Here is a 26,925-nt window from a genome sequence, read left to right on the forward strand (position 1 = left end):
AAGAAAATCAATCGCTAAAATTGTCGAGATTAAGGTTGATTTTGATATTTATGAAATCGATTGGAATGGTGATTCTTGAACTTTGAACATACAACCGTATTATTAAAAGAAACAGTAGACGGATTAAACATCCACCCGAATGGAATTTATGTAGATTGTACACTTGGCGGTGCTGGACATAGCGAATATTTATTATCTCAACTAGGTGAAGAGGGAAAGTTATACGCTTTTGATCAAGACGAAACAGCGATCAAACATGCGAAGGAAAAACTTGCTCGCTTCGGGGATAAGGTTGTATTCGTGAAAAGCAATTTTAAATATATACGTGAAGAGCTTCAACGTCTCGGTGTCGACAAAGTAGATGGTATTTTATATGATTTAGGCGTTTCATCCCCGCAACTGGATACCCCAGAAAGAGGATTTAGCTACCATCACGATGCCCCGTTAGACATGAGAATGGACTTAACAGGCGGTGTCACTGCCTATGAAGTGGTCAATCATTGGCCATATGAACATCTCGTCAGAATCTTTTTTCAGTATGGAGAGGAAAAATTTTCAAAGCAAATTGCTCGTAAAATTGAAGCGGCTCGCGAGAAGAGCCCGATTGAAACAACGGGTGAGCTTGTCGAGTTAATTAAAGAGGGCATACCAGCGGCAGCTAGAAGAAAAGGGGGTCATCCGGCGAAACGAATTTTCCAAGCGATTCGAATTGCAGTGAATGATGAGCTAGGTGTGTTCGAACAGTCAATAAAGAACTCCATTGAATTACTGAATTCAAAAGGACGGATTAGCGTCATTACGTTCCACTCATTAGAGGATCGAATTTGCAAAACAATTTTTAGAGCAGCAAGTAAAGGGCCGGATCTTCCGCCTGGTTTGCCTGTGATCCCTGAAGAGTATCAACCGGAACTAACGTTAATTACTAGAAAACCAATACTACCTTCAGAAGAAGAGTTGCAGCATAATAACCGTGCGCGCTCGGCAAAGCTTCGTATTGCTGAGAAAAGATAATCGAATGAACAGGGGAGGAGAAGATGAATAATTTAGCGAAAAAGCAAGTCGTACATTCGAGTAAGCAAGCCACTATTAATAGAGGTGAACAACGACAAAAACGTTTTTTGTTTACGCCAGGAGAAAAAATTCTATTTCTGTTATTCGCATTGACCATTTGTTTCATGGGGGCACAAATTATTTCTACTCAAACAGCTGTCTATGAAGTGAATACAGAGATTCAACAGATTGAAAACAAGGTTAAAGAGCAACAAAGGGTAAACAATGACCTTAAAGTTCAAGTAAGTGAAGAAAGCACTTATGAGAAAATATGGAAACGAGCGAAAGAATTGGGGCTTAATTTGAGTGAACAAAATGTTAAGGTTGTGCAACCACAATGAACGCAAATAAAAAAAATATGAACAAAGGAGCAGCGATATTATTTTCAATATTCGCCTTGCTCTTTTTTGTCTTATTCGTTCGCTTTTTAACGATTCAAGTGTCTGGAAAAGTGGATGGGCACTCATTGAAAAATGAAGCGCTTCAAAAATATTTACGGACGGATGTTTTAGAGGCGAAGCGGGGAACGATTTATGATCAAAAAGGAGACGTCATCGCTGAAGATACAAGTTCATTTACCCTTGTAGCTATTTTAGATCAGTCCATGACGACCGATCCTAAAAAACCTAAGCATGTGACGGACCGAGAAAAAACGGCTAAAGTATTGGCTAAGTATATTGATCTTGAGACGGATGAAGTTGAAAAGATATTAAACAAAAAAAAGTCAGATGGAACCCCTCCTTTCCAAGTTGAATTCGGCAAAGCAGGTCGGAACTTATCGAATAAAACAAAGAAAAATATAGAAAACGAAAAGTTACCTGGAATTGTCTTTATGAGAGATTCAAAACGTTTCTATCCCAATGGAAAGTTTGCCTCTCACTTAATCGGTTTTGCCCAAAAAACAGATGACGCCAACCATTCCATGATAGGAAGAATGGGGATTGAAAAAGCGTACGAAAAGTATTTACAAGGTACCAATGGAAAAATACAGTATAAAAGTGATTTGTGGGGATACTTATTACCCGGAAAGAAAGAAATGGTTAAAGATCCAGAAAACGGAGATAACATTCACTTAACGATTGATACGAAAATACAAACGTTTTTAGAAGATGCTCTCAATGAAGTGGAGCAGCAATATAAGCCGGGCAAGGCATTTGGTATTGTGGCTGATGCGAAAACAGGAGCGATCTTAGCAATGAGTCAAAGACCGTCATTTCATCCTGGAACAAGAGCAGGCTTAGATCAAAACTGGCAAAATGATTTAGTGGAATATTCATTTGAACCAGGATCGACGTTTAAAATGTTTACCTTAGCTGCTGCGATCGAAGAAGGGGTGTTCAACCCGAATGCTTTCTTTAAATCTGGTAGTTATAAAGTTGGACCAAATGTCATTCGAGACCATAATGGTGGAAATGGTTGGGGGAGTATTAGTTATTTAGAAGGGATGCAACGATCCTCCAACGTTGTGATGGCTAACTTGCTAGAAAAAATGGGTCCGGATGTCTTTAGACAATACTTGGATGATTTTCATTTTGGTCAAAAGACGGGCATTGATTTACCTAATGAAGCGACGGGTAGTATTCTTTATCGCTATCCGATTGAAAAAGTGACAACATCTTTTGGACAGGGAACAACTACTACTCCTTTGCAAATGATTCAAGCCGCAACGGCGATCACCAATGAGGGAAAAATGATGAAGCCTTATGTCATTGATCAAATCGTTGATGATCAATCAAAAGAGGTAGTCGTTGATCATAAGCCAAAAGTGGTAGGCGAACCGATTTCAAAAGAAACCGCTCAGCAAGTGTTAGATGTATTAGAAACAGTCACTAGTTCTGAACATGGAACGGGAAAAGCGTATCAAATTCAAGGATATGAAGTAGCTGGAAAAACAGGAACAGCCCAAATGCCTGACCCAAAAGGAGGGTATTTAACAGGGCGAAACAATTATATTTTCTCCTTTTTAGGAATGGCTCCTAAAGATGATCCGAAATTAATTGTTTATGTGGCGGTGGCTCAACCTCAATTAGAAGAAGAAGGTGGGTCTGCTCCTGTTTCTAAAATATTCAATCCTGTTATGAGAAATAGCTTACAATATTTGAATATCGAACCGAAGCAAGGAGTTACTGTGAAAACAGTGAAGCTACAGGACTGGACGAAGAAAAAGAAGGAAGAAGCAGTCAAATCCTTATCAAAAGACGGCGTAAAGCCGGTTGTTATAGGGAAAGGGCGAAAGATCGTTGGACAGCTTCCAGAAACAGGAGCTAAGTTGCTGCAAGGAGAGAAAGTGATCTTAAAAACCGACGGCGAATTAACGATGCCTGATCTAAAAGGATGGTCGTTACGCGATGTGACGAAGCTTGCAAACCTTGCAAACCTTCGGGTGAGCTTCACGGGAGAAGGGTATGTACAGAGCCAAAATATTCAACCAGGTACCGTGTTAAAATCGAATCAAAAGCTAATTGTGACATTGAAGAAACCAAAAGAAAAATCGAAGAAATAACAGAAAGAAAGCTGCTCAGCTAGGCAGCTTTCTTTTTTTCATAAAAGCAATTGTTTTGCATATATTGGATTGAGAATGGAAGGGGGGGCTTGGTTGAAAAGGGCATCGGCTGTTACGGTAAGGAAACGGCTTATTTTTGTCTTGTTATCTGGGTTAATCATTTTCTCCATCATCGGTTTTCGTCTGGCATATGTGCAGTTTGCCTTAGGCGATGATTTGACGAATAAAGCAAAAGACTTATGGAGTAGAAATATCCCTTTTGAGCCAGAGAGGGGAAAGATTGTGGATAGAAATGGGGTCGCTTTAGCTGACAATAAAAGTGCACCAACCGTTTACGTCGTCCCTCGACAAATTGAAGATCCAGTCAGTGCCTCTAAACAATTAGCTTCGGTATTAAATATGTCACCGACTAAGGCATATCAACATGTTACAAAACAAATCTCTATGGAGAGAATTCATCCAGAGGGGAGAAAAATCTCTTTTGAAAAAGCAGAACAGGTGAGAAATTTAGAAATCAAAGGAGTATATATAGCGGAGGATTCGAAAAGGCATTATCCATTTGGCAAAAGCTTAGCTCACGTTTTAGGTTTTGCCGGCATTGATAATCAAGGGTTAATGGGATTAGAAGCATTTTATAATAAGGAGTTAAGTGGTCAAAAAGGCTCCATGAGTTTTTTTTCTGATGCAAAAGGAAAAAGAATGCCGCAAATGCCAGATGGTTATACTCCCCCAACTGACGGACTGAATTTAAAGTTAACGATTGATTCAAAGATCCAAACGATTATGGAAAGAGAATTAGATTTAGCAGAAGTGAAGTATCAGCCAGATGGAGCGGTTGCTATCGCTATGAATCCTAACAATGGAGAAATTTTGGCGATGGCGAGTCGACCTTCTTTCTATCCGGAGAAATTCCAGGAGGCATCTCCGGAAGTTTTTAATCGAAATTTACCGATTTGGAGCACATATGAGCCGGGATCTACGTTTAAGATCATTACGCTTGCCGCAGCATTAGAAGAAAAGAAGGTGGACTTGTATAAGGATCACTTTCATGACCCCGGATTTGTCAGTGTAGGGGGAGCGAAATTAAGATGTTGGAAGAGAGGAGGACACGGTCATCAATCCTTTTTAGAAGTCGTTGAAAACTCTTGTAACCCTGGGTTTGTTGAGTTAGGGGAACGATTAGGGAAGGAAAAACTTTTGTCTTATGTTCGGTCCTTTGGATTTGGTGAGAAAACTGGAATTGATTTACAAGGGGAAGCGAAAGGATTATTATTTAAGCTAAATCGAATGGGACCAGTGGAGCAAGCGACGACCTCTTTTGGACAAGGGGTGTCCGTCACGCCGATACAGCAAGTAGCAGCGGTTTCTGCGGCGGTGAATGGTGGCACGTTATATGAGCCATATGTAGCGAAAGAATTGGTGGACCCTGTTAGTAGAGAGGTAGTGAAAAAGAAAACGCCTGTTGTCAAAAGACGGGTCATTTCTGAAGAAACATCCAAACAAATTCGTTTTGCTTTAGAAAGTGTTGTCGCACAAGGAACCGGAAGAAATGCCTTTGTGGAAGGCTATCGAGTGGGAGGCAAAACGGGAACGGCACAAAAAGCTCGTGATGGAGTTTATTTAAAAAATAATCACATTGTCTCCTTTATTGGAGTAGCACCAGCGGATGATCCGCAAATTGTCATCTACACAGCGATTGACAATCCGAAAGGAACGATACAATTTGGTGGGACGGTCGCGGCCCCTATTGTAGGGAAGATGATGGAAGATAGCCTGCAAATATTAAATGTTCAACCAAGAAAGAAGCAAATAGAGAAAGAAGTGAAGTGGGATGATCCGCAAATTGTGAAAGTGCCAAATTTAATTGGCTTATCAAAGAAGGAGTTATCTGTACAGTTAGAAAATTTAAAATTAGAGATTTCGGGAAGTGGTCAAAAAGTAGTGCAGCAATCACCGATGCCTGGTACAAAAGTCGAAACAGGCTCAGTTATTAGGATATATTTAAATTAACAGCTTGAAAGAAACCTATTTCCCGTCATATAATTGGCGGGGATTTTCATTTATTCATGAAAGCAGTCGCATCTATTGCTTTTTTTAGTTAAAATAGTAAAGGTAATTAAAAAGCAATCAATACATAGGTTGGCAATAAAGAAAGGATTGAAAATAGTGAAATTATCAGACTTATTAAAGTCACTTCCTTATTATAAAATGGTAGGCTCAGCGGATCCTGTAGTGTTATCGATTGAAAATGATCATCGTCAAGTCATGGATGGCACTTTATTTCTTTGTATAAAAGGATATACGTTTGATGGACATTCCGTCGCGCAAGAAGCGATCAATAAAGGAGCGGTCGCGATTGTCGCAGAGCAGCCGATTGAAGTAGAAGGAGCACCCGTTATTCTTGTATCGAGCACGAAACGAGCGATGGCTACGCTTGCGGATTGTTATTACGGCTCCCCAACTAAGCATATGAATGTCATCGGTATTACAGGAACGAACGGCAAGACAACAACGAGTCATTTGTTGAATGAAATATTTGTAGAAGCAAAAGAGACGACAGGCTTAATTGGTACGATGTATATGAAGATCGGGGATGAAACGATAGAAACGAAAAATACGACGCCTGAAAATTTGACGCTACAAAAAACATTTAAAGATATGTATGAGAAAAACGTGACGACAGCCATTATGGAAGTCTCCTCGCATGCTTTATTAGAGGGGCGTGTCTGGGGTTGTGATTACGATATTGCTGTATTTACTAACTTAACGCAAGATCATTTAGACTATCACCATACGATGGAAGACTATCGGGCAGCGAAAGGTTTGCTTTTTACAAGGCTTGGTAATACATTCTCGGCAAATAAACCGAAATTTGCTATTTTAAATGAAGATGACGAAGCGTCGGCGATTTACAAGCAAGAAACAGCCGCTCATCTTGTGACATATGGGATTGATCACGAGGCGATGTTCCGAGCGAAAAATATGAAGTTGACAGCTAGCGGAACGGAATTTGACTTAGTGTTTCCAGAAGGTAGAAAAACCGTTCGTACTAATTTAGCTGGGAAATTTAATGTGTACAATGTTTTGGCGGCGATTGCAGCGGCTTATTCTAAAGGGATCTCAATCGATACGATTCTATCAGCGATTGATAAAATCAAAGGTGTAGCTGGCCGGTTTGAGCTAGTGCCGAACGAAGAAAATATTTCCGTCATTGTTGATTATGCACACACGCCAGATAGTCTAATCAATGTATTAAAAACGGTTAAAGAGTTAGCGACCGGTCGTGTATTCGTTGTTGTTGGTTGCGGGGGAGACCGCGATAAAACAAAACGACCGTTAATGGCTCAAGCAGCATGTGAATTCGCTACGAATGCAGTATTTACTTCTGATAATCCTCGCAGTGAAGATCCTTTAGCTATTTTAAAGGATATGGAAGCAGGAGTGCATGGAGAAAGCTATACGATCATTGCCGATCGAAAAGAAGCCATCTTCTATGCGATCGAAGCAGCCCAGCCAGGAGATATTGTCGTGATTGCTGGAAAAGGGCATGAGACCTATCAAATTGTAGGTGATCGCGTATTAGATTTTGATGATCGTGCGGTGGCGAAAGCGGCGCTTGTAAACAGGAAAGAAGAGGAGAAATAATATGCTAGAGAGAGATGTCTTTTTAACGATGGCGATGGCTTTTGTCATTACTGTGGCGATTGCACCGTTGTTCATCCCGTTTTTAAGAAGGTTGAAGTTTGGGCAAAGTATTAGAGAGGAAGGGCCTGAATCCCATCAAAAAAAATCGGGAACACCGACGATGGGTGGGATCGTGATCCTGCTATCGATCATTATTACCGCGCTATTTATGGCGCAAATTTATTCAGGGATCGGCACAGAAACGGTTTTGCTATTATTAGTGACAGTTGGATTTGGGTTACTTGGCTTTTTGGATGACTTTATTAAAGTGGTCATGAAGCGAAATTTGGGCTTAACATCGAAGCAGAAGCTTTTAGGTCAAATCGTGATCTCGATTATTTTCTATGTTATTTATACGAATGCGAATTTATCAACGGAATTAACTTTCCCTTTAACAAATATTACAATTGATTTAGGAATATTTTATGCCCTCTTTTTAATTTTCTGGTTAGTCGGCTTTTCGAATGCGGTGAATTTAACAGATGGCTTAGATGGACTTGTATCAGGTGTGTCAGCGATTGCTTTCGGTGCCTTTGCTGTCATTGCGTGGAGTCAAGGAATGGATGAAACAGCAATATTTGCTTTTGCTGTTGTTGGGGCGGTATTAGGATTTTTAGTCTTTAATGCTCACCCTGCAAAAGTGTTTATGGGAGATACGGGTTCTCTTGCTTTAGGTGGAGCGATTGCGACCATTTCCATTTTAACGAAAACGGAATTTTTACTGTTAGTGATCGGTGCGGTGTTTGTGGCAGAAACTTTATCTGTCATGATTCAAGTTGTTTCTTTTAAAACGACAGGGAAACGTGTATTTCGTATGAGTCCGCTTCACCACCATTTTGAGCTTGGCGGTTGGTCTGAGTGGAGAGTAGTTGTCACTTTTTGGACGGTCGGTGTGTTATGTGCAGTGATCGGAATTTATATCGGAGCGTGGATGTAATTGAAAACAATAACAGATTTTCAGCATAAAAAAGTTCTTGTACTTGGATTAGCAAAAAGTGGAGTGAGTGCTGCTTTGCTTTTACATAAGCTCGGTGCTTTTGTGACAGTGAATGACCAAAAGCCGTTAGATGAAAATCCGCAAGCTCAACATTTACTTGAGCAAGGGATTACAGTGATTTGTGGCAGTCATCCGATTGAGTTGCTTGAAGAAGGGTTTGAAATGATTGTAAAGAACCCTGGTATTCCGTACTCTAATCCGCTTGTCAACGGAGCGGTTGCTAGAGGCATTCCAGTATTAACAGAAGTAGAGCTTGCTTATTTAATTTCAGAAGCTCCGCTCATCGGTATTACCGGAACAAATGGGAAGACAACGACAACAACCCTTATTTATAAAATGTTTGAAGCAGATCGTAAAAAAGCGATTATTGCGGGGAATATTGGTGAAGTAGCTTCTCAAGTCGTTCAACAAGCTACGGAAGAAGACCATGTCGTCATCGAGCTTTCCTCGTTTCAGTTGATGGGCATTGATCGATTCTGCCCGCATATTGCCATTATTACGAATATCTATGATGCTCATCTTGATTATCATGGAACGAAAGAGGAATATGTAAAGGCAAAACTAAATATCGCAAAAAATCAAACAGAAGACGATTTCTTTATTGTTAACGCCGATCAAGAAGAATTGTTCCAGTTCGCTAAGCAATCAAAAGCAGTGATTGTTCCGTTCTCGACGAAAACAAAGGTTGCTAATGGAGCCTATGCAGAGAATGGTGAGGTGTGTTTCCGTGGAGAAAGTATTATGAAGCTTCAAGATATTGCTTTACCTGGTATGCACAACTTAGAAAATATTTTATGTGCGATCTCAGCAGTGAAGTTGGCGGGTGTGTCGAATGAGGCGATTCAAGAAGTGCTATCTACTTTTTCGGGCGTCAAACATCGGACGCAATTTGTTCGTGAGCTGAATGGCAGAAAATTTTATAATGATTCGAAAGCGACGAATACGTTAGCGACGAAAAGTGCTCTGTCTGCTTTTGCAGGTCCCACTATTTTGCTAGCTGGCGGGTTAGATCGCGGGAATGGTTTTGATGATTTGCTTCCGTATTTACACAATGTGAAAGCGTTAGTGACATTTGGGCAAACGGCAAATAAGCTAGCTGAAACCGCTCGTAAGGCAGGAATTGTCGAGGTAGTGAAAGTGGAAGCTATGACAGAAGCAGTTACTAAGGCGTATCAGTTGTCGCAGTCTGGCGATACGATTTTATTATCTCCTGCTTGTGCTAGCTGGGATCAGTATAAAACTTTCGAACAGCGCGGAGATATATTTATTGAGGCGGTGCATACACTTAACTAAGAGCCTGTCTTAGTTTAAGTGAGAGCGTGATGGACAAGGCTCTGATTCTATGAATTAGAGGTGTTTGTCATTGTCGGTAAAAAAGTCTGCACCTGATTATTTGTTGCTCATTGTTATTTTGTTATTGCTTACTATTGGCATCACGATGGTGTATAGTGCGAGTGAAGTGTGGGCTAAATACAAGTTTGATGACCCTTTCTTTTTTGCTAAAAGGCAGTTGTTATTTGCTGGTGTTGGCCTTGTTGCAATGTATTTTATTACAAATGTGGAATATTGGACTTGGAGAAGACTTTCAAGGCTTGGGATCATCATCTGTTTCATCCTGTTAATTCTAGTTCTTATTCCCGGCGTTGGAATGGTTCGGAATGGATCTCAAAGCTGGATCGGAGCTGGGGCCTTCTCGATCCAGCCTTCGGAATTTATGAAGCTTGCAATGATCATTTTCTTATCTGGATATTTAGCAAACAATCAAAAATATATGATGGAGTTTCGTAAAGGATTAGTGCCTGCTCTCGCACTCGTGTTTACTGCTTTTGGATTAATTATGTTACAACCAGACCTTGGGACAGGAACGGTCATGGTTGGCACTTGTGTCGTGATGATTTTTGTGGCAGGGGCAAGAATCTTTCACTTTGCGATGCTCGGCATGGTCGGTTTGGTGGGGTTTGTCGGTTTAGTGTTATCGGCCCCCTACCGGATGAAACGGATTACTTCGTTTTTAGATCCTTGGTCTGATCCGCTAGGCAGTGGCTTTCAAATTATTCAATCCCTCTATGCGATCGGACCTGGTGGATTGTTTGGGTTAGGAATAGGCGAAAGCAGGCAAAAGTATTACTATTTACCTGAACCACAAACGGACTTTATTTTTGCTATTTTAGCAGAGGAGCTTGGTTTTATTGGCGGCGTGTTTCTGCTGTTGTTATTTTCTCTTTTGCTTTGGCGGGGGATTCGCATAGCGTTAGGAGCCCCTGATTTATTCGGTAGCTTTTTAGCGGTAGGGGTGGTAGCTATGGTTGCCATTCAAGTGATGATCAACGTCGGAGTAGTGACGGGGCTGATGCCAGTGACGGGTATTACGTTACCTTTTCTAAGCTACGGTGGGTCATCGTTAACATTGATGCTTGCTGCTATGGGTATTTTATTAAACATCAGTAGATATTCACGATATTAAAAAAGAAGCCTTTTAAGGTTTCTTTTTTTAGGGAGGAGCAGTTGATTGGATTATTATTCGTTCAGTTAAAAAGATCCAATGATTTCGCTTTCTTTAAAGGATATTGATTGATTATCGCGAAATATTGATTTAATATGAGAATGCACGAATTGTGATATGGCTTATTTTTTGAGCGATGGAAATGTAACAATTAGATGAAAATTGCTACATTTTTTTTGATTTATTTTCAATTAGACTAAAGCTATATTTATATAGTAAGAAAATGTAGTATGATAGTAAAAGCTTTCAAGAAGTTATTTTCTTGAAATGTACCAATACTTGAGAGGGTATATATTAATTTGAGGTGAAAAACGATGAAGGTTGTTGTTAGTGGCGGGGGAACGGGAGGCCATATTTATCCGGCTCTTGCTCTTATTCGAATGATAAAGGAAAAACATCCTGAAACATCCTTTTTATACATTGGAACAGAAGCGGGATTGGAATCTAAATTAGTAACAAGAGAAGCTATCCCTTTTCGAACAATCGAAATCACTGGTTTTAAACGTTCGATATCGATGGAAAATGTAAAGACTGTGATGCGCTTTCTAAAAGGAGTTAGCGAGTGTAAGAAAATGTTGCGGGAATTTAAACCAGATGTTGTCATCGGTACAGGAGGCTATGTTTGTGGACCTGTTGTGTATGCAGCTTCAAAGCTTGGAATCCCCACAATTATTCATGAGCAAAATAGTGTACCGGGCTTAACGAATAAGTTTTTGAGTAAGTATGTCGACAAGATCGCTATTTGCTTTCAGGAAGCGGAAACGTTTTTTCCAAAAGAGAAGGTTGTGCTGACAGGAAATCCTCGTGCCTCAGAAGTGGCGAATGCGAAACCATCTGGGATTTTGAGTGAGTTTGGTTTAACGAATGATAAGAAAACGGTATTAATTTTTGGTGGAAGTCGAGGAGCACGTCCAATTAATGAAGCGGTTATTCAAGCACTACCAACTATTGCTGAGCGAATGTATCAAGTGCTTTATATTACTGGTGAGGTTCACTATAATCAAGTGGAATCAGAAATTGAGAAGGTAGGAAAGCCGAAAAATGTAGCGATTGCTCCATTTATTTACAATATGCCAGAGGTGCTTGTTGAAAGTGATTTAGTGTTATCTCGAGCAGGAGCAACGACCTTAGCTGAATTAACGGCTTTAGGTGTACCGAGTATTCTTGTACCAAGTCCTTATGTGACCAATAATCATCAAGAGAAAAATGCTCGTTCACTTACTGACCACCAAGCAGCTAGTTTATTACATGAAAAAGATTTAACAGCAGAAACGTTAATTAAACATTTAGATGACATATTATTAGATGAAACTGAATTAGAAACGATGAAACAAGCGGCTGGAAAATTAGGAATTAAAGATGCATCCGATCGTCTATATAAAGTGATGCTCCAATTGACAGGAAGAAGCTGAGAAAGAATCTAGCAGCTAATGCTATTTTGTATAGTAATATTTAATGCGAGATGAGCTATGTCGTTTCTATATTTATAAACAGTCCGTTTGTCGGGAGGAACAGGCATGGAAAAGGGAAAGATCATTTCAATTGAAGAGCGAATTCCACAGCTGAAAAAGCTAAAAAAACGCAAAACGAATCGGCGCCTTGTTAGTATCGTTTCGCTCTTTTTTCTAATTGTGATTACCATTGTCTATTTTCAGTCTCCCCTTAGTCGAGTGCAGCAAATTGATGTAATTGGTAACCATTTTCTATCTAAAGCTGAAGTGATTGAAACAAGTGGGCTTCGTGAGGAAAGTAGCTTGTGGCGTGTAAACAAACAGGGGGTGGCTGAGCAATTAAAACAGCATCCGAAAATTAAAGATGGAGCAGTCACTTGGTCCTTTCCGAACAAATTAGTGATCAAAGTAGAAGAACGGGCTAAGCTTGCTTATTTGTCAAAAGGAAAGAGTTTTTATCCTGTTTTAGATAATGGAACGGTGTTGAAAACAGCTACAACACAAACATTAGATGAGCTTCCGGTACTCCATGGATTTAAAGAAGGAAAAGTGTTAGATAAAATGATGCAGTCTTTAGGAGATTTACCAAATGAAATTACTAATTCAATCTCTGAAATTTATTATCAACCTAAAAAGACAGATTCCTATCATATTCAATTATTTATGAATGACGGATTTGAAGTATCCGCTTCATTGAAGACATTTTCTGACAAGATGGTGTATTATCCATCGATTGTAAGTCAATTAGACCCCAATGTTAAAGGGGTTATCGATATTGAAATAGGCTCCTATTTCAGGGCATACGACGCGAAAACTAGTGGCCAAGAAGAACAATCACCACTAGATCCATAAAAATTTGAGGTTTTGATCGTTCAAAAACAAAATTTTGTTTGTTCTTCCTCTTTATTGAGCGAGGTTTGGCTTTTCTAGGTGTACATCTTAGTGTAGACTGATAGGTAACAGTTCTTCCTTTAAAGGGGTTAAAATCAGTTATTTTGTTTTCTGAAAATAAAAATGGAAAAGACTGAAAAAACGATGAATATTAAAAGGGAAATTTGTTCAAAATGACGAATACTCTCTGTATAAAAATGAATAATGAGTAGTTCTATTGTTGTTCGATCAAAGAGTGGTTTTGGAGGTAAAGGAGGTGCCAAAGAATGAACAGCAATGAAATTTTAGTTAGCCTTGACATCGGTACATCCGCCATAAAGGTCATTATTGGGGAAATGGTTAATGATTCTTTAAATATTATCGGTGTTGGAAGTGTTAAATCTAAAGGCATTCGCAAAGGTTCTGTGGTGGACATAGATGAAACCGTTCATTCTATTAAAAAGGCCATTGAGCAGGCTGAGAGAATGGTGGGCATGGAGATTAAGCAAGTGATTGTGGGGATCGCTGGTAATCATGCGGTTTTGCACCCATGCAACGGTGTTGTTGCTGTATCTAGCGAAAATAGAGAGATAACAGATGAAGATATTATTAGAGTAATGGATGCTTCTCAAGTGATGTCTATTCCTCCTGATCGCGAAATCATCAATGTTATTCCTAAGCAGTTTATTGTAGATGGCTTGGATGAAATTATGGATCCAAGAGGAATGATCGGAGTCCGTTTGGAGATGGAAGGTATTATTGTAACGGGTTCTAAAACATTTTTACATAATACGTTGCGTTGTGTAGAACGGGCTGGCCTAGAAATTATGGATATTGTGTTTCAACCACTAGCTGCTGGGGAAATTGCTTTATCAAAGGATGAACAAAACTTAGGAACCGTGTTAGTTGATATCGGTGGAGGGTCTACGACGGTCTCTACCTTTAATCAAGGCCACTTAAAAGGAGCGGTTGTTTTTCCAATAGGTGGCGATCACATTACAAAAGATTTATCCATCGGGTTGCGGACTTCGACGGAGGATGCCGAGCAAGTAAAGCGAACCTATGGTCATGCTTTTTATGAGCTCGCTTCTGAAGAGGAAGTGTTCAGTGTTCCAATCATAGGAAGCGATCAGCATCAACAATTTAACCAGCTTGAAATTTCTGATATCATTGAGGCTAGGTTAGAAGAAGTGTTTGAAATGGTGATTGAGGAATTGAGGCATCAAGGAGTTCACGATGTACCTGGAGGCTTTGTTTTAACTGGAGGAACATCTGCTATACCAGGTATCCTTGATTTAGCGCAAGATGTGTTCCAAAACCGTGTTCGCGTGGCTATTCCTGATTATATCGGGGTAAGGGAACCGCAATATACGGCAGCGGTTGGTTTAATTAAATATGCGTACAAAAATGCTAGATTGCAAGGAAGAAATGTAAGCACAACTCTAGAGCCAATGACTGTAACTGAGACGCAGCCGAAAGAAGCACCTAAGCCTAAAAAGGTGAAACCTGAGAAGACAGAAGATCAAAAATTGACTTCGAAAGTAAAAAAATTCTTCGGCTACTTTTTTGAAGAATAGTCATCATAGAGAAATAACGACGAATTAGGAGGATTTGTCATGTTGGAGTTTGATACTAATTTAGATTCATTAGCAACAATTAAAGTTATAGGTGTAGGTGGCGGCGGAAATAATGCTGTGAACCGCATGATCGAGCATGGGGTTCAAGGAGTAGAATTTATTGCTGTTAATACGGATGCCCAAGCATTAAATCTGTCAAAAGCAGAAATAAAAATGCAAATTGGTTCAAAGCTGACTCGTGGACTTGGAGCAGGAGCGAATCCAGAAGTTGGGAAGAAAGCAGCGGAAGAAAGCAAAGAGCAAATTGAAGAAGCATTACGTGGAGCGGATATGGTATTCGTTACAGCGGGAATGGGTGGAGGAACAGGAACGGGAGCAGCCCCTGTAATCGCTCAAATTTCTAAAGACCTTGGAGCATTAACTGTGGGGGTTGTTACACGTCCTTTTACGTTTGAAGGTCGTAAGCGTGCCACACAAGCAGCAGGTGGAATAGAAGCGATGAAGGCTGCTGTGGATACGTTAATTGTTATTCCAAATGATCGTTTATTAGAAATTGTCGATAAGAGCACACCGATGCTTGAAGCATTTAGAGAAGCGGACAATGTTCTTCGCCAAGGGGTTCAAGGTATTTCAGATTTAATTGCTACTCCTGGATTAATTAACCTTGACTTTGCTGATGTGAAAACGATTATGTCGAATAAAGGATCAGCACTAATGGGGATCGGGGTAGCTTCTGGCGAAAATCGCGCAGCGGAAGCAGCAAAAAAAGCGATTTCTAGTCCATTGCTTGAAACATCTATCGATGGTGCACAAGGTGTGATTATGAACATTACTGGCGGCACAAATTTAAGCTTATATGAAGTTCAAGAGGCAGCCGACATTGTAGCTTCTGCTTCTGATCAAGAAGTGAATATGATTTTTGGTTCTGTTATTAACGAAAACTTAAAAGATGAAATCGTAGTAACAGTGATTGCAACCGGATTTAAGGAGTCTGCTATGCAACCACCTAAGCAACCGCGTACTGGACTTGGCCAAGCAAAGCCTCAACCATCGACGGTCACTCCGGCGCCTAAACGAGAAGTGAAGCGGGAAGAGCCTGTTCAACAAGAAATGCCACCAAGGCAGCATTCACAGCCAGTAGAAGACACACTTGATATACCAACTTTTCTTCGTAATCGTAATCGACGTCGATAAGTCGAGAGTGTTTTCATTAATAATTAAATATCATTTGAAATTAACGGAAAAGAGTAGTAGTAAAGATGCTACTCTTTTCTTTTTTATTATAGGACAATAGTTCTAATTGTGCAATTTATAACTAAAATCGTTTGACAAACTTCGAAAGCTTCCATGAAAAACTTTTCTTTTTTTCTTCCTAATTGTGACAGACTTTTATTATTGTGTCCTCTATACTTAAATCAACTTAACTGCTAACAATTTATTTGCCAGGAGGAGGACGGTATGATCCTTTATTTAGATGCCTTATGGTTATTGAATTTTTTAGCGGATTGTTTATTGCTTTGGATGAGCGCTATATTTTTGAAACGTTCAGCCAAATGGTATCGTCTATTGTTAGGTGGGTTGGTCGGATCGATCAGTGTCTTTTTCATCATCAGTCCTTGGACAGAATTGACTGGACATCCAGTGTCTAAGTTGGCTTTATCTATTAGTATGGTACTTGTTGCATATGGTTTTAAGCGTTGGAAATTTTTCTTTACTAATTTAATGACCCTTTATTTTTCTACTTTTTTAACGGGAGGCATGCTTTTAGGGGCCCATTATTTTATCCGATTCGATATGGATATTGAGTCTAACGTATTTTTGGCAAGCTTACGCGGTGTTGGTGATCCGATTAGTTGGATATTTGTGATGTTTGGTTTCCCATTAGCATGGTATTTTGCTAAAAACAGAATGGACGACTTTCAAACAGCGCAAATACAGTATGATCAGTTGATGGATGTGACGATTGAGATGAACGGCTTAGTTTTATTCGTTAAAGGGTTAGTGGATACCGGTAACCAATTACAAGATCCGATCTCGAAAACGCCGGTGATGTTAGTGTCAACAAAAGGGATAGAAGAAAAATTCCCAAGCGAGATTATTGTCAGCTCTGATCAACCAGAACGATTATTACTAGATGACGGGCGTCTTCCGAATGAATGGCTGGAAAAAATGAGAATTATTCCCGCGAAATCTGTGGGAAAAGCTCAACAGTTGCTACTTGCTTTTAAACCGGACAAGGTGCAGATCAGCAATGGGCATAAGCGAATTGATGTAAATAAAATATTGGTAAGCTTTACGACCGTACAATTGTCTTCAGATGATCAGTTCTCCTGTATTCTACATCCTAAAATGGTCCTTGCCTTTTCCTATGAAGAAGTTTCTTAAGGTGGTTTCATTCTGTCTATATCAACTTATTAAGAGGGAGGTTGCTTTATGAAAACTTTACGAATAAAAATGGCGTATTACTGGTATAAGCTTCTCATTAAACTAGGTTTGAAGACCGATGAAATATACTATATTGGCGGCAGTGAAGCTCTCCCGCCACCTCTTTCGAGAGATGAAGAAGAGAAGTTGTTATCTAAACTGCCAAACGGAGATCAGGCTGCTAGAGCGTTGTTGATTGAAAGGAATTTGCGATTAGTCGTTTATATAGCTAGGAAGTTTGAAAATACAGGGATCAATATTGAAGACTTAATTAGTATTGGGACGATTGGGTTAATTAAAGCCGTCAATACATTTAATCCCGAAAAGAAAATTAAACTAGCTACTTACGCTTCTCGCTGTATTGAGAATGAAATCTTAATGTATTTAAGACGGAATAATAAAATTAGATCGGAAGTTTCCTTTGATGAACCATTAAATGTCGATTGGGACGGAAATGAACTATTACTTTCAGATGTTTTAGGAACCGAGAACGACGTCATTACGAAAGATATTGAAGCAGGAGTAGACAGAAGCTTGCTATTTAAAGCGATGGAGCAGCTCTCAGATCGGGAAAAACAAATCATGGAGCTAAGATTTGGCTTAAGGGGTGGTGAGGAAAAAACTCAAAAAGATGTAGCGGACCTCCTGGGGATTTCGCAATCATATATTTCTAGGTTAGAGAAACGAATCATTCATCGACTGCAAAAAGAATTCAATAAGATGGTGTAGAAGCGGAGTATTCCGCTTTTTTTTCTTTTTGTCCAGCTCCAGGAGCTAGCGACTAGTGGACTTCCACAATCCTCCTTGCGATAAGTCAACATCGATTCACTGTCGTTCATCGTGTTTCCTTTATCTCGATCGGCTCGTTCCAGTCCATACGTCGCTGAACAGCGCCTTCCGCTTTTCTTGTGTCCAGCTCCGCCTCCTAGACACTCGAGTCAAATGCCAGCCTGACTGCATGGCTGAAGAACGCCATTTCGTCATTCTGTCATTTGCTTGTCGTGTCTGGACAGTCGGCTCCGCTTTTCTAGGTGTCCAGCTTCAGCGGCCAGACTCTCGGACATAAGCCGTCACGCCTATGTGGCAAAGAACGCCACTACGGCGGTCCGTCTTATGCCTGCCGAGTCTAAACGGCCGCTTCCGCTTTTCTTGTGTCCAGCTCCGCCTCCTAGACACTCGAGTCAAATGCCAGCCTGACTGCATGGCTGAAGAACGCCATTTCGTCATTCTGTCATTTGCTTGTCGTGTCTGGACAGTCGGCTCCGCTTTTCTAGGTGTCCAGCTTCAGCGGCCAGACTCTCGGACATAAGCCGTCACGCCTATGTGGCAAAGAACGCCACTACGGCGGTCCGTCTTATGCCTGCCGAGTCTAAACGGCCGCTTCCGCTTTTCTTGTGTCCAGCTCCGCCTCCTAGACACTCGAGTCAAATGCCAGCCTGACTGCATGGCTGAAGAACGCCATTTCGTCATTCTGTCATTTGCTTGTCGTGTCTGGACAGTCGGCTTCGCTTTTCGATTTGTCCAGCTCCAGGCGCTAGCGACTAGTGAACTTCCGCCATCCTCCTTGCGATAAGTCAACATCGATTCACTATCGTTCATCGTGTTTCCTTTATCTCGTACGGATGGCTCCAGTCCATACGTCGCTAAACAGCGCCTTCCGCTTTTCTTTTTATGCATAGTTTTCTTTTTGCAGGGAGATACTGTGGTTGTACAGCAGTTCCTGCGAGGAGGGGATTTTTCATAATGGCGCGTAATAAAGTTGAGATTTGCGGTGTGGATACTTCGAAGCTCCCTGTGTTAAAAAATGAAGAGATGAAGGTGTTATTTAAGCGTCTTCAGGCGGGCGAGTGGTCAGCGCGTGAGACACTTGTGAATGGGAATTTGCGACTGGTGCTAAGTGTGATCCAGCGCTTTAATAATCGCGGCGAGTATGTGGATGATTTGTTTCAAGTAGGCTGTATCGGTTTGATGAAATCTATAGATAATTTTGATTTAAGTCATAATGTGCGATTTTCTACTTATGCAGTACCGATGATTATCGGTGAAATTAGAAGGTATTTGCGGGATAATAATCCGATAAGGGTCTCTCGTTCTTTAAGGGATATTGCTTATAAAGCATTACAGGTGCGGGAAAGGATGATGACGGAGACGTCTAAGGAGCCGACAGCGGAAGAAATTAGTAAGGAGCTCGGTTTGACAAAGGAAGAAGTTGTTTTTGCGCTTGACGCGATTCAAGATCCGGTCTCATTATTTGAGCCTATTTATAATGATGGCGGAGATCCAATATTTGTGATGGATCAATTAAGTGATGAAAGCCACAAGGATACGAATTGGATAGAAGAAATTGCTTTGAAAGAAGGATTGAAAAGGTTAAATGAACGCGAAAAAATGATTATTCGCAAACGGTTTTATCAAGGGAAAACACAAATGGAAGTAGCTGATGAAATTGGTATTTCTCAAGCTCAAGTTTCTAGGCTTGAAAAAGCAGCTATTAAACAAATGAATAAAAATATTAATTAATATTCTCTGTATGACTCTGAAGCGACCTACGCAAGAAGAGTCTTATTTTTTTATGTCCGCATATAATGAAAACAGTAAATAGATGAGCGGGGGGACAAACAAGTGAGTAGAATATCAGAATTCCAGCTTAAAGACATTGTGAACGTCGCCAACGGAAAGAAGCTTGGAAATATTACAGATATTCATTTGAATTTGACAGCTGGTACGATCGATTCTATCGTCATCAGTAGAGGAGGAAAGATGTTTGGCTTTTTTGGCAAAGAAGAAGAGATTGTGATTCCTTGGCCGCAAATTGTTAAAATTGGAGAGGATGTCATTCTCGTTCGTCACTCTGCTGCTATTAATTCTATTGAAGTGACATCAAAAGAGGAATAATTTCTTTTTTCCTTGACATGTCGAACGTGATTTTATGTTAAACTAGAGGAAAATCATCGGGAGTATGAAGAATGAAGGAACCATTTGTTTCTGTTCATAATAGTGTGTATATCATTAAAGAATGGCAAGACATTGACGCAAACCTTGTCGCTGGCTTTACTACAAAAGAAGGCGGACTAAGTCAAGGAGCTTTTAACAGCTTGAATGTCGGATTTCATGTTCATGACTGTTTAGAAGATGTATGTGGAAATCGTCAACTATTAGGTAAGGTTTTGAACTTTCCAGCATCCAATTGGGTAGGAGCTGTTCAGACGCACGACCATCGAATCGTTGAAGTTGGGAAAAAAGATAAAGGAAAAGGTGCACTCGATTACGACACAAGTTTCGAAGCAACAGATGGCTTCTTTACAGATGAAAAAGGGATACTGTTGACGTTATGCTATGCCGATTGTGTACCTCTTTACTTTTTTTCAAACAAGTCTAAGAGAATAGGAACGGCACATGCTGGTTGGAAAGGGACAGTGTTAGGAATTGGATTTGACATGGTGAGGAAATGGCAAGAAGACGGTATTCAACCAGAAGACATCGAGGTGGTCATTGGGCCATCGATATGCAAAGAATGTTATGTCGTTGATGATCATGTAATAGAGAAAGTTCGTCAATGGGTAGATTCAGAAAAGGAAATGCCTTATGCGGCAGTTGATGGAAGTAAGGGTCAATATCATTTATCGTTACAGCTACTCAATAAATTGATTGTTATGAAAGCGGGCATTCCGCAAAAAAATATTAAAATAACTCATTATTGTACAAGTTGTCAGAATGAATTTTTTTCCCATCGTCGTGACGTTGGAAAGACAGGGCGAATGATGGGGTTCATTGGTTGGAAGGAGAAATAAGTACGATGAAAGTAATAGATAATTTAAAAAATATTCAAAAGAATATCGAAAAAACTTGTCAAAAAGTAGACAGAGATCCCGATGAAATCAAACTGATCGCAGTGACTAAGTATGTATCAACAGAGCGAGCGCAAGAAGCTCTTGAAGCAGGTATTGTTCATCTCGGTGAAAATCGAGATGAAGGACTGTTGAAAAAGTGGGAAGTGTTAAAGGACGAGCCTGTTTGGCACTTCATAGGTAGTTTGCAAACAAGAAAAGCAAAAAATATTATTGACCATGTATCATACATACATTCTCTCGATCGTTTGTCGCTTGCTGAAGAAATTAATAAACGGGCGACTCAACCGATGAATTGTTTGATTCAAGTCAATGTATCCGGAGAAGAGTCGAAGCATGGCCTGCATCCGGAAGAGGTGATTCCTTTCGTTCAGCAACTAGAGCAATTGGAAAAAGTGAACGTGTGCGGCTTAATGACGATGGCACCTTTAACAGAGGATGAAGACTTGTTGCGCAGTTGTTTTAAACAATTAAAGCAGCTACAAGAACAGGTGCAAAAACTAGGTTTAACGTATGCGCCGTGTCAAGAGTTATCAATGGGAATGAGTAATGACTATACAATTGCCGTTGAAGAAGGAGCAACAATGATTCGGGTCGGTACGGCTCTTGTTGGGGAATAGAGTCCGGGAGGTGGAATGATGGGAATCAAGTCTAAATTTAAAGAGTTGTTTTTTTTGGATGATGAGGACTATCAGCTAGAGGCAACGACAGATGAAGTAGAGCAGGAAGAGGTTAAACAACCTAAGTCCGCTAAGAAAAATGTAGTGAGCTTGCAAAGTGTACAAAAGGCTTCAAAAGTGATTCTTTTTGAACCGAGAGTATTTGCAGAAGCACAGGAAATTGCGGATCATTTAAAGAATAGAAAAGCAGTGATTGTGAATTTGCAACGTATTCAGCATGATCAAGCGAAGCGAATAGTTGATTTTTTAAGCGGTACCGTCTACGCTATTGGTGGGGAAATTCAACAGTTGGGTCCGAAGATTGTTCTTTGTACACCTGATAACGTGGAAGTTACAGGGAATATTTCGCAATTTTTACCCGAAGAAGATACTGATAATTCGAGGTGGTAGTAAACAATATGCAAATTGTTTTTAGTTTTTTAATGGGAGCTATTCAACTTTATTCTTGGGCATTAATTATTTATATTTTAATGTCTTGGTTTCCAAATGCACGAGAAACGAGTATTGGGCAATTTTTAACGAAAATATGTGAACCGTATTTGGAGCCGTTTAGAAAAATCGTTCCACCACTGGGCATGCTTGATCTATCCCCACTTGTTGCTTTTCTTGTGCTAAAATTGGCTACGGCAGGAATAGTTCAATTACAATATTGGATGATTACATTATTTTGACCAAAAAAGAGGGAGACGTTGGCTCCCTTTTTTGCATCGATCAAAGGAGTAAAGATCATGTCCATTTATCAGCATTTTCGCCCGGAAGAAAAAGAGTTTATTGACCAGGTGCTACAATGGAAAAATGAAGTAGAACAAATGTATGCGCCAAAGCTGACAGATTTTCTAGATCCTAGAGAGCAGGAGATCGTGCAGGCGGTCGTCGGTCGCCATAGTGAAGTCAAAGCTGTCTTTTTCGGTGGAGCAACGAATACCGAAAGAAAACGAGCGTTAATTACACCAGAATACTTCCAGCCTGAAGCGGAAGATTTTGATATTATACTATATGAAATTTCTTATCCAGAGAAGTTTGCCTCGATCGAGCATTCGCAAATTTTAGGAAGCTTAATGGGAGTCGGGTTACGCCGTGGGAAGTTTGGCGATATTTTAACAGACGGTCAGAGATATCAATTTTTAGTGGCGAAGGAAGTCAGTAGCTATATTCAGGTAAATGTGAGCCATATCGGAAAAGTAGCTGTTCGTTTGCAGGAGAAAGAATCTGACGAGGCATTAACGAAAGTGGAAGAATGGAAAGAAATTAATACAACCGTTTCCTCCTTGCGACTAGATGCGATGATTGCAGCACTTTCTCGGTTATCGAGACAAAAAGTGCAAACTTTAATTAAATCAGGTATGGTAAAAGTGAATTGGAAAAAGGTTGAAGACCCTGCTTTTGAATGTTCAGTAGGTGATGTGTTTTCTATTAGAGGAATAGGCAGAAGTAAATTTTTAATAAATGAAGGAAAAACAAAGAAGGACAAATGGCGGATTATGCTAGGTCTTTTGAAATAAATTATGAAAATTTCACGATTTTTATCACAAGTAGCCAAAAAAGCATTATAATATGTAGCATGATGAAAAAAGCCAGTTTTAGATCTGTAGTGGAGGTGGGCGAATGCCTTTAACGCCGTTAGATATACATAACAAAGAATTCAGTCGAGGCTTCCGTGGATACGATGAAGATGAAGTCAACAGTTTTCTCAATCAAGTGATTAAAGATTACGAACTGATTATTCGTGAAAAGAAAGATTTAGAAGATCAGCTTGCTGCACAAACTGAAAGGCTTGATTATTTCTCTAATATTGAAGAGACATTGAATAAATCGATTGTTATCGCTCAGGAAACTGCGGAAGAAGTGAAAAGAAATGCTCATAAAGAAGCGAAGTTATTAATTCGCGAAGCTGAAAAGAATGCTGATCGCATTGTAGATGAATCTTTATCTAAAGCGAGAAAGATTGCGGTTGAAATTGAAGAGTTGAAAAAGCAATCTAAAGTGTTTCGGATGCGTTTTAAAATGTTAATGGAAGCCCAGCTTGATTTATTAAGCAATGATGACTGGGATGCCTTGATGGAATTTGAAGTGGATGCCGAAGAACTAGAAAAGTTAAGTGAAGAAGGCGTCTAAGCTTGACGAGAGAGCATTCAATTTCTATAATTGAAACATTATCAACTATATATTTATGCGATGATAGGGAAAGTACATGTCTGTAGCTTTTGCAAGCGAACTAGGGACGGTGGAAGCCTAGTAAAAGCGGGAAATGGAAGATCACCCTGGAGCCCTCAACTCGAACGGTCGTATCTTAGTAGAGAAGAGCGAGTCATTCACGATACGAATGTTCAAGTGAACAAGTATAACAGCTTGTTAAGCAGGGTGGTAACGCGGGAAACCTTCTCGTCCCTTTTTAGGGGATGAGAAGGTTTTTTTGTATTATTTAAGTAGTGATGTGTACATGAAGGAGGATAAAAAATGGAGTATAAAAATACGTTATTAATGCCAAAAACGGAATTTCCGATGAGAGGGAACTTACCAAAGCGCGAGCCTGATCGGCAGCAAAAATGGGATGAAATGGACATCTATAAAAAAGTACAAGAGCGGACAGAAGGACGCCCGATGTTCATTCTTCATGACGGCCCTCCATATGCCAATGGTGATATTCATATGGGGCATGCGCTTAACAAAATTTTAAAGGACTTTATCGTTCGATATAAATCGATGAGCGGCTTCCATTCTCCGTATGTTCCAGGGTGGGATACGCACGGTTTGCCGATTGAGCAGGCGCTAACAAACAAAGGCGTGAAACGTAAAGAAATGACGGTTGCTGAATTCCGTAAACTTTGTGAAGAATATGCGTATGAGCAAATTGAACGTCAAAGACAGCAATTTAAGCAGTTAGGTGTACGTGGAGATTGGGAAAACCCATATATTACATTAAAGCCAGAATACGAAGCGCAACAAATTAAAGTATTCGGTGATATGGCGAAAAAAGGCTATATTTATAAAGGAATGAAGCCGGTTTATTGGTCTCCATCTAGTGAATCAGCGTTAGCGGAAGCTGAAATTGAGTACAAAGATAAGCGTTCCCCTTCGATTTATGTTGCCTTTGCTGTTCGCGATGGAAAAGGTGTGCTTGAGGAAGGAACAAACATCATCATCTGGACAACGACACCATGGACAATTCCAGCAAACCTTGGGATTTCTGTTCACCCTGACTTGACGTATGTTGTAGCAGAAGAAGCAGGCAAAAAATATGTCGTCGTTGAAGAATTGCTAGAAGAAGTGACGACAAAGCTTGGATGGGAAAATCCAGCAGTAACGAAAAAGGTCAAAGGGGCAGAGCTTGAGCATATTTTAACGAAGCACCCTCTTTACGATCGTGATTCATTAGTGATGTTAGGTGAACACGTGACAACTGATTCAGGTACAGGCTGTGTTCATACGGCACCTGGTCATGGGGAAGACGATTTCCTTGTTGGAAAGAAATACGGTTTAGACGTTCTTTGTCCAGTAAATGATCGTGGTGTGATGACAGCGGAAGCTCCTGGGTTTGAAGGCTTGTTCTACGATGAAGCAAACAAGCCAATTACAGAAAAGCTAGAAGAAGTTGGAGCGCTATTAAAGCTAGAATTCTTCACTCACTCATACCCGCATGATTGGCGTACGAAGAAGCCCGTTATTTTCCGAGCAACAGCTCAATGGTTTGCGTCGATCGATAAATTCCGTGGAGAGTTACTTGAAGCGGTCAAAGAAACAAAATGGGTGCCAACATGGGGAGAGACTCGTTTATTTAATATGGTTCGTGACCGTGGCGATTGGTGTATTTCTCGTCAGCGTGCATGGGGTGTGCCGATCCCAGTCTTTTATGCGGAAAATAATGAGCCGATTATTACAGATGAAACGATTGCGCATGTATCAGATTTATTCCGCGAGCACGGATCGAATATTTGGTTTGAAAAAGAAGCGAAGGAATTATTGCCTGAAGGCTTTACGCACCCAGGAAGTCCGAATGGTGAATTTACAAAAGAAAACGATATTATGGATGTGTGGTTCGATTCTGGTTCCTCCCACCAAGCTGTACTAGAAGAGCGTGATGACCTTGTTCGTCAAGCAGATCTTTATTTAGAAGGGTCTGACCAATATCGTGGTTGGTTTAACTCTTCCTTAACAACGGGTGTCGCTGTCACAGGAAAGGCACCGTATAAAGGGGTATTAAGCCACGGATTTGCTCTTGACGGTGAAGGACGTAAAATGAGTAAATCATTAGGAAATGTCGTTGTTCCTGCGAAAGTGATGCAGCAGTTAGGTGCTGATATTTTACGCTTATGGGTCGCTTCTGTTGACTTCCAAGCAGATGTTCGCGTATCGGATGCGATTTTAAAACAAGTAGCTGAAGTCTACCGTAAAATCCGTAACACATTCCGCTTCTTGCTAGGGAACTTAGCTGACTTTAACCCGGCAGAGCATAAAGTTTCTTATAATGACTTACGTGAAGTCGATCAATTTATGCTTGTGAAGTTAAATGATTTAATTAAAGAAGTACATCACCATTATGAGAATTATGAATTTGCAGCGATTTATCATGCGATCAATAATTTCTGTACGGTTGATTTAAGCTCATTCTATCTAGACTTCGCGAAAGATATTCTTTATATTGAAGCGGAGAATCACGAGGATCGTCGCGCGATTCAATCGGTATTATATGATACATTGTTAACTTTAACGAAAATGCTTTCTCCAATTTTAGCGCATACAGCGGATGAAGTATGGGCATATATCCCGAATGTGGAAGAGGAAAGCGTGCAGCTAACAGATATGCCGACATATGAAGAGTTAGAGCGGGCGGAAGAGTTAAAAGCAAAATGGACGACATTCATGTCTGTTCGCGATGATATTTTAAAAGCGTTAGAAGAAGCCCGAAATGCAAAGGTGATCGGAAAATCGTTAACAGCGAAAGTTACTTTATTTGCGAATGAGGAAACGAAAACGTTGCTTGATTCTATTCAAGAAGACTTAAAACAGCTATTTATCGTTTCTGCCTTTGAAATGGCTGGCTCTCTCGAAGATGCTCCAGAAGCGGCGATGCAGCTTGAGCATGGAGCAATTGTCGTAGAAAAAGCGGAAGGTGAAACATGTGAACGTTGTTGGGTTGTGACACCGACAGTTGGTCAAAACGACGCTCACTCGACGTTATGCCCACGCTGTGCAACTGTAGTAGAAGAGAATTATTCTCAGGCTTGATCTGATAAGCATACCTAGAATGGATGGTTAAAAAGGTTGTCCTGCTCGTGTTTGTTTTCTGATATATTAGACCAGTTTGGAATAATCATCGGAAGCGAACCTCACTGCAGGA

Annotated in this window: 26 protein-coding genes and 1 other annotated feature; of the genes, 23 read left to right on the top strand and 3 right to left on the bottom strand. The window is 40.3% G+C overall.

From position 1 onward, the window contains the following. Window positions 1-75 precede the first annotated feature (75 nt). The 14 genes from rsmH to sigE all read left to right on the top strand — a co-directional run bounded on the left by rsmH (window position 76) and on the right by sigE (window position 17,788). Complete coding sequence (gene rsmH, locus ACSVDJ_RS06470; RefSeq protein ID WP_439169341.1) at window positions 76-1,011, top strand: 16S rRNA (cytosine(1402)-N(4))-methyltransferase RsmH; 936 nt, start codon at window positions 76-78, stop codon at window positions 1,009-1,011. Window positions 1,012-1,034: 23 nt separating this feature from the next. Continuing rightward, entirely contained in the window at window positions 1,035-1,391 is a 357-nt protein-coding gene (ftsL, locus tag ACSVDJ_RS06475; protein ID WP_439169340.1) for a cell division protein FtsL, read from the top strand. Next, window positions 1,388-3,553, top strand: a complete 2,166-nt coding sequence (locus ACSVDJ_RS06480; RefSeq protein ID WP_439169339.1) for a penicillin-binding protein — start codon at window positions 1,388-1,390, stop codon at window positions 3,551-3,553. Before ftsL ends, ACSVDJ_RS06480 begins: the two co-directional genes overlap by 4 nt. A gap of 75 nt (window positions 3,554-3,628) precedes the next feature. Continuing rightward, window positions 3,629-5,563: a stage V sporulation protein D gene (locus ACSVDJ_RS06485; RefSeq protein ID WP_518620610.1), complete on the top strand. Its 1,935-nt coding sequence runs from the start codon at window positions 3,629-3,631 to the stop codon at window positions 5,561-5,563. Window positions 5,564-5,719: 156 nt separating this feature from the next. After that, a complete protein-coding gene (locus ACSVDJ_RS06490) occupies window positions 5,720-7,198 on the top strand; it encodes a UDP-N-acetylmuramoyl-L-alanyl-D-glutamate--2,6-diaminopimelate ligase (protein ID WP_439169337.1) in 1,479 nt (492 codons plus the stop codon). A gap of 1 nt (window position 7,199) precedes the next feature. After that, the gene (gene mraY / locus ACSVDJ_RS06495; protein ID WP_439169336.1) at window positions 7,200-8,174 is read left to right on the top strand and encodes a phospho-N-acetylmuramoyl-pentapeptide-transferase; all 975 of its coding nucleotides are present in this window, start codon (window positions 7,200-7,202) and stop codon (window positions 8,172-8,174) included. Next, window positions 8,175-9,527, top strand: a complete 1,353-nt coding sequence (gene murD / locus ACSVDJ_RS06500; RefSeq protein ID WP_439169335.1) for a UDP-N-acetylmuramoyl-L-alanine--D-glutamate ligase — start codon at window positions 8,175-8,177, stop codon at window positions 9,525-9,527. It begins immediately after the preceding gene. A 70-nt stretch (window positions 9,528-9,597) separates the two neighbouring features. Beyond that, window positions 9,598-10,698 carry a stage V sporulation protein E gene (gene spoVE, locus ACSVDJ_RS06505; protein ID WP_439169334.1) on the top strand — a complete coding sequence of 367 codons (1,101 nt, stop codon included), beginning with the start codon at window positions 9,598-9,600 and terminating at the stop codon, window positions 10,696-10,698. Between the two features lie 353 nt (window positions 10,699-11,051). Beyond that, the gene (murG, locus tag ACSVDJ_RS06510; RefSeq protein ID WP_439169333.1) at window positions 11,052-12,149 is read left to right on the top strand and encodes an undecaprenyldiphospho-muramoylpentapeptide beta-N-acetylglucosaminyltransferase; all 1,098 of its coding nucleotides are present in this window, start codon (window positions 11,052-11,054) and stop codon (window positions 12,147-12,149) included. A gap of 105 nt (window positions 12,150-12,254) precedes the next feature. Further along, window positions 12,255-13,040: a cell division protein FtsQ/DivIB gene (locus ACSVDJ_RS06515; RefSeq protein ID WP_439169332.1), complete on the top strand. Its 786-nt coding sequence runs from the start codon at window positions 12,255-12,257 to the stop codon at window positions 13,038-13,040. A 305-nt stretch (window positions 13,041-13,345) separates the two neighbouring features. Continuing rightward, window positions 13,346-14,635 carry a cell division protein FtsA gene (gene ftsA / locus ACSVDJ_RS06520; RefSeq protein ID WP_439169331.1) on the top strand — a complete coding sequence of 430 codons (1,290 nt, stop codon included), beginning with the start codon at window positions 13,346-13,348 and terminating at the stop codon, window positions 14,633-14,635. Window positions 14,636-14,674: 39 nt separating this feature from the next. Then, window positions 14,675-15,829 (top strand): cell division protein FtsZ, encoded by a 1,155-nt coding sequence (gene ftsZ / locus ACSVDJ_RS06525; RefSeq protein ID WP_439169329.1) that lies wholly within the window; start codon window positions 14,675-14,677, stop codon window positions 15,827-15,829. A gap of 264 nt (window positions 15,830-16,093) precedes the next feature. Next, window positions 16,094-17,020, top strand: coding sequence for a sigma-E processing peptidase SpoIIGA (gene spoIIGA, locus ACSVDJ_RS06530; RefSeq protein ID WP_439169327.1), 927 nt, complete (start codon window positions 16,094-16,096; stop codon window positions 17,018-17,020). A gap of 48 nt (window positions 17,021-17,068) precedes the next feature. Continuing rightward, a complete protein-coding gene (gene sigE, locus ACSVDJ_RS06535) occupies window positions 17,069-17,788 on the top strand; it encodes an RNA polymerase sporulation sigma factor SigE (protein ID WP_439169326.1) in 720 nt (239 codons plus the stop codon). A 120-nt stretch (window positions 17,789-17,908) separates the two neighbouring features. Here the strand turns inward: sigE and ACSVDJ_RS06540 are convergent, their stop codons facing one another. The 3 genes from ACSVDJ_RS06540 to ACSVDJ_RS06550 are packed head-to-tail and all read right to left on the bottom strand — an operon-like array spanning window position 17,909 to window position 18,736. Further along, window positions 17,909-18,043, bottom strand: coding sequence for a hypothetical protein (locus ACSVDJ_RS06540; protein ID WP_439169325.1), 135 nt, complete (start codon window positions 18,041-18,043; stop codon window positions 17,909-17,911). Between the two features lie 57 nt (window positions 18,044-18,100). Then, a complete protein-coding gene (locus ACSVDJ_RS06545) occupies window positions 18,101-18,286 on the bottom strand; it encodes a hypothetical protein (RefSeq protein WP_518620283.1) in 186 nt (61 codons plus the stop codon). A 57-nt stretch (window positions 18,287-18,343) separates the two neighbouring features. Then, window positions 18,344-18,736 (bottom strand): hypothetical protein, encoded by a 393-nt coding sequence (locus ACSVDJ_RS06550; protein ID WP_518620285.1) that lies wholly within the window; start codon window positions 18,734-18,736, stop codon window positions 18,344-18,346. 66 nt (window positions 18,737-18,802) lie between these two features. Here ACSVDJ_RS06550 and sigG point away from each other — a divergent pair, with 66 nt between their 5' ends. The 9 genes from sigG to ileS all read left to right on the top strand — a co-directional run bounded on the left by sigG (window position 18,803) and on the right by ileS (window position 26,813). Further along, entirely contained in the window at window positions 18,803-19,579 is a 777-nt protein-coding gene (gene sigG, locus ACSVDJ_RS06555) for an RNA polymerase sporulation sigma factor SigG (protein ID WP_439169308.1), read from the top strand. Between the two features lie 102 nt (window positions 19,580-19,681). Continuing rightward, on the top strand, window positions 19,682-19,954 hold the full coding sequence (locus ACSVDJ_RS06560) for a YlmC/YmxH family sporulation protein (protein ID WP_439169307.1): 273 nt from the start codon (window positions 19,682-19,684) through the stop codon (window positions 19,952-19,954). Between the two features lie 71 nt (window positions 19,955-20,025). Further along, window positions 20,026-20,850 carry a peptidoglycan editing factor PgeF gene (gene pgeF / locus ACSVDJ_RS06565; RefSeq protein WP_439169306.1) on the top strand — a complete coding sequence of 275 codons (825 nt, stop codon included), beginning with the start codon at window positions 20,026-20,028 and terminating at the stop codon, window positions 20,848-20,850. Between the two features lie 5 nt (window positions 20,851-20,855). Then, window positions 20,856-21,527: a YggS family pyridoxal phosphate-dependent enzyme gene (locus ACSVDJ_RS06570; RefSeq protein WP_439169304.1), complete on the top strand. Its 672-nt coding sequence runs from the start codon at window positions 20,856-20,858 to the stop codon at window positions 21,525-21,527. 18 nt (window positions 21,528-21,545) lie between these two features. Continuing rightward, a complete protein-coding gene (locus ACSVDJ_RS06575) occupies window positions 21,546-21,977 on the top strand; it encodes a cell division protein SepF (RefSeq protein ID WP_439169322.1) in 432 nt (143 codons plus the stop codon). Window positions 21,978-21,985: 8 nt separating this feature from the next. Beyond that, window positions 21,986-22,258 (top strand): YggT family protein, encoded by a 273-nt coding sequence (locus ACSVDJ_RS06580; RefSeq protein ID WP_439169303.1) that lies wholly within the window; start codon window positions 21,986-21,988, stop codon window positions 22,256-22,258. A 57-nt stretch (window positions 22,259-22,315) separates the two neighbouring features. Beyond that, on the top strand, window positions 22,316-23,089 hold the full coding sequence (locus ACSVDJ_RS06585) for a YlmH family RNA-binding protein (RefSeq protein ID WP_439169302.1): 774 nt from the start codon (window positions 22,316-22,318) through the stop codon (window positions 23,087-23,089). Window positions 23,090-23,192: 103 nt separating this feature from the next. Continuing rightward, window positions 23,193-23,702, top strand: a complete 510-nt coding sequence (locus tag ACSVDJ_RS06590) for a DivIVA domain-containing protein (RefSeq protein ID WP_439169301.1) — start codon at window positions 23,193-23,195, stop codon at window positions 23,700-23,702. Between the two features lie 51 nt (window positions 23,703-23,753). Continuing rightward, window positions 23,754-23,980: a binding site (T-box leader), on the top strand. A 64-nt stretch (window positions 23,981-24,044) separates the two neighbouring features. After that, window positions 24,045-26,813 (top strand): isoleucine--tRNA ligase, encoded by a 2,769-nt coding sequence (gene ileS, locus ACSVDJ_RS06595; RefSeq protein WP_439169299.1) that lies wholly within the window; start codon window positions 24,045-24,047, stop codon window positions 26,811-26,813. The last annotated feature ends 112 nt before the right edge of the window (window positions 26,814-26,925 follow it).

Origin of the sequence: Bacillus sp. Hm123 (genome assembly GCF_051842975.2) — a bacterium.
GTDB lineage: Bacteria > Bacillota > Bacilli > Bacillales > Domibacillaceae > Bacillus_CE.